The following is a 2,952-nucleotide window of genomic DNA, read 5'->3' as shown; positions in this document are numbered from 1 at the left end:
TCCCGTACATCCGGCAGAATCAGGTTCTGCTCGTGGGCGGCACGAATCTCGCCAAAACCGAAGCGCTCGGCCATCCCGGCTACGGCATCCATCTGCTCGGCCGTAATATCACCAGGCGGCACGCCGGTTTTTTTCAATGACAACACTACGGCGCGATAACCCGGCTGCCGGTGGGCACGGGTATTGCGTTCAAGCCAGCGCACAAAAGCAGGATGTGCTTCCATGGCGGCTGCCAGCTCGACTGGATGAGGCGGCAGCACCTCATAAGCCGGTGCCGTAAAGAAGCTGGCAAAATGCGCGATATCCTGCGCGCGCAAGGTCGCCGCACCACCTTTCAGATGCTGCCACTCATCCTCGACCTTGGCAGCAAAACCCTCTACCGTCATCGCTTTGACCAAAATCTTGATGCGCGCCTTGTATTTGTTGTCACGCCGGCCAAAGCGGTTGTATACGCGCAGCACGGCATCCAGGTAGGTCAACAGATGCTCGCCCGGCAAAAATTCCCGAACCTGCTCGCCTATCACTGGCGTGCGCCCCAAGCCTCCGCCCACCAGCACGCGAAAGCCGACCTCGCCGTCGGCATTTCTGACCACCTGCAACCCGATATCATGCACCCAGGTTGCGGCTCTATCCTCCAGGCTGCCTGAGACCGCAATCTTGAATTTACGCGGCAGATAGGCAAACTCGGGATGCAAGGTGCTCCACTGGCGGATAATTTCGCACCAGGGGCGCGGGTCCAGCAGTTCATCAGCTGCCACACCGGCAAAGGCATCTGTGGTGGTATTGCGTACGCAATTTCCTGATGTCTGGATTGCGTGCATTTCAACACCGGCTAGCTCGGCCAGAATATCCGGCACACTCTCCAGCGCCGGCCAATTGAACTGGACGTTTTGCCGGGTGGTAAAGTGGGCATAGCCTTTGTCGTAAGTGCGGGCAATATGTGCCAGCTTGCGCATCTGATGACTGCTGAAATGCCCGTAAGGAATAGCCACCCGCAACATCGGTGCGTGGCGCTGTATATACAGGCCATTCATCAGGCGCAAGGGACGAAACTCTTCTTCGGACAATTCGCCAGCCAGAAAGCGCCGGGTCTGGTCGCGAAACTGCGCCACCCGCTCGCCCACAATGCGGGCATCGACTTCGTTATATCGGTACATACGTGTCTCCAAGTGCGACTCAGGCCGAGGCCGGTTTCAGCGGGCTCACCTTGCCATGCAAGCCGCACTCTTTAGATTCTGGATTTTCCCACCACCAGCGTCCGGCACGCACATCTTCGCCTACGGAGATGGCGCGGGTACAGGGTGCACAGCCTATCGACGGATAGTGCCGGTCATGCAGCGCGTTATAAGGCACGCCGTGCTGGCGGATATATGCCCACACATCGGCCTCGCTCCAGTCAAGCAAAGGGCTGTATTTCATCAAGCCATGAGCCGTATCCGGCTCGCGTTCGGACATATCCAGCCGGGTGACCGATTGCTCGCGGCGCAAGCCGGTCACCCATGCTGAATGCCCGGCGAGAGCCCGACGCAAAGGCTGCAGTTTGCGTACCTCACAGCAGGCTTTACGCAGTTCGACACTCTGGTAAAAAGCGTTGATGCCGTGCTGCGCCACCCATGTTTCGATCGCCTGGCTATCAGGAAAGAAAACCTGCAAGGGATAAGCCGGATAGCGTTCCGTCATCGTCTGCATCAAGTCATACGTTTGGGCAGGCAGGCGGCCGGTATCCAGGCTGAAAATACCGATAGGCAAGCGCATGTCGGCAATCAAGTCGGTCAGCACCATATCTTCGGCGCCCAGACTATTGGCCAGCACCACCGAGGCCTCGTTTGCGGCAATGTCCTGCAATAAGGCGCGGGTATGTGACAGTTTATCTTCCAGATTCATCAGGCTTTTCCTCAGCGGCTTCTGACAGCATGCTACCCAATTGACTTATAAACTTTAAAGAATATCGTGCTAATATCTAATTCCATCTGGTTTTATAAAAAGGAAGCGGGGCATGAAGCTGCAACAACTGCGTTATCTGGTTGAAGTCGCCAAACAAGGATTGAATGTATCCGAGGCGGCGGAAAAGCTGCATACCTCGCAACCGGGGATATCCAAGCAGATACGCCTGCTGGAAGACGAACTGGGCATCCAGGTGTTTATCCGCAATGGAAAACGCGTGGTGGCAGTGTCGGAGCCAGGCAAGGAAATCCTGCGCATCGCCGAGCGCATCTTGCATGAAGCCAAGAATCTCAAGCGCGTAGGCGAAGAATTCTCGCGCGAGTCCGAAGGTTCGCTGACCATCGCGACCACCCATACCCAGGCCCGTTATGCGTTGCCGTCGGTGATTTCCGAGTTTGTACGACGCCACCCCAAGGTCAGGCTCTCCATCAAACAAGGCAGCCCGACCCAGATCTGTGAAATGGTTGTCGCCGGCGAGGCCGACTTTGCCATTGCCACCGAAGGCATCGAGCTCTACAAGGAACTGGCCATGCTGCCTTGCTGCCAGTGGAACCGCAGCATTGTCGTGCCACAAGGGCATGAGCTCACCCGTTTGACACAGCCATTGACACTGCAAGACATCGCCGCCTACCCCATCATTACCTATGACTTTGCCTTTGCCGGCCGCTCCAAAATCAACAAAGCTTTTGCCAATGCCGAACTCAGCCCTAACGTCGTGCTAACCGCCATCGACACCGATGTCATCAAGACTTATGTCGGTCTGGGTCTGGGCATCGGTATCATTGCCAGCATGGCCTTCGAGCCCGAGCGCGACAGCAAACTAGTTGCCATCGACGCTGCCCACTTATTCGCGCCCTCGACCACCAAGATAGGCATACGCAAAGATGCCTATCTGCGCGGTTTTGCCTATACGCTGATCGAACTGTTCGCACCCCATCTGCAGCGCAAACAGGTAGAGGCTGCACTATTGGCGCATGACCCGCGCTTTCCGGCAGACGACTGAAGCCT

General features: G+C 56.8%; 3 protein-coding genes. 1 reads left to right on the top strand and 2 read right to left on the bottom strand.

The window, feature by feature from the left end; all coding sequences use genetic code 11:
• Positions 1-1,157 (bottom strand): nitrite/sulfite reductase (locus EGI20_RS17010; RefSeq protein ID WP_498632896.1); only part of this gene is annotated, 1,157 nt, incomplete at its 3' end.
• A gap of 19 nt (positions 1,158-1,176) precedes the next feature.
• On the bottom strand, positions 1,177-1,884 hold the full coding sequence (locus tag EGI20_RS17005) for a phosphoadenylyl-sulfate reductase (RefSeq protein WP_498632894.1): 708 nt from the start codon (positions 1,882-1,884) through the stop codon (positions 1,177-1,179).
• 112 nt (positions 1,885-1,996) lie between these two features.
• Between EGI20_RS17005 and cysB the strand changes: the two genes are divergently transcribed.
• Complete coding sequence (gene cysB, locus EGI20_RS17000) at positions 1,997-2,947, top strand: HTH-type transcriptional regulator CysB (RefSeq protein ID WP_498632893.1); 951 nt, start codon at positions 1,997-1,999, stop codon at positions 2,945-2,947.
• The last annotated feature ends 5 nt before the right edge of the window (positions 2,948-2,952 follow it).

It is taken from the genome of Aquitalea sp. S1-19, assembly GCF_024343515.1.
Note: the sequence above shows the minus strand (reverse complement) of the source record. Positions and strands in the feature narration are given on the sequence as shown.

Bases quoted from the DNA above. Each gene is read 5' to 3' on its own strand.
- cysB (WP_498632893.1), top strand. From the start codon at position 1,997: ATGAAGCTGCAACAACTGCGTTATCTGGTTGAAGTCGCCAAACAAGGA.
- EGI20_RS17005 (WP_498632894.1), bottom strand. From the start codon at position 1,884: ATGAATCTGGAAGATAAACTGTCACATACCCGCGCCTTATTGCAGGAC.